Below are 255 nucleotides of genomic sequence, written 5' to 3'. Positions count from 1 at the left end.
AGGGGGCGCTGCAGTTTGGTGACGGCACTCGGGCGACAGGCTACAGCTACAACGCCACCACCGGCGTTATCAGCTGGACGGAAACCGCCCCGGGTGAAGGTGGCAGCATCACGGTCACCGCGACCCAAACCGATGCAGCCAACAACACCTCAGGCCCAGGCTCTGACACTGCAACCGTGGCGGATGAAACCGCCCCGAATGCCCCGACCGTATTGATCGTCGATGACGGTAACCCAGGTGATGGCCTGCTGACGC

Annotated in this window: 1 protein-coding gene; it reads left to right on the top strand. The window is 63.5% G+C overall.

Translation table 11 applies throughout. The features are described 5' to 3' along the window. A partial coding sequence (locus AEA42_RS22525; RefSeq protein WP_197278414.1) for a hypothetical protein occupies positions 1-255 on the top strand: 255 nt, incomplete at both ends.

The organism is Shewanella sp. Sh95, from assembly GCF_001308045.1.
GTDB classification, from domain to species: Bacteria; Pseudomonadota; Gammaproteobacteria; order Enterobacterales; family Shewanellaceae; genus Shewanella; species Shewanella xiamenensis.
The sequence above is the reverse complement of the archived record's forward strand: the minus strand, read 5'-3'. Positions and strand labels throughout refer to the sequence as shown.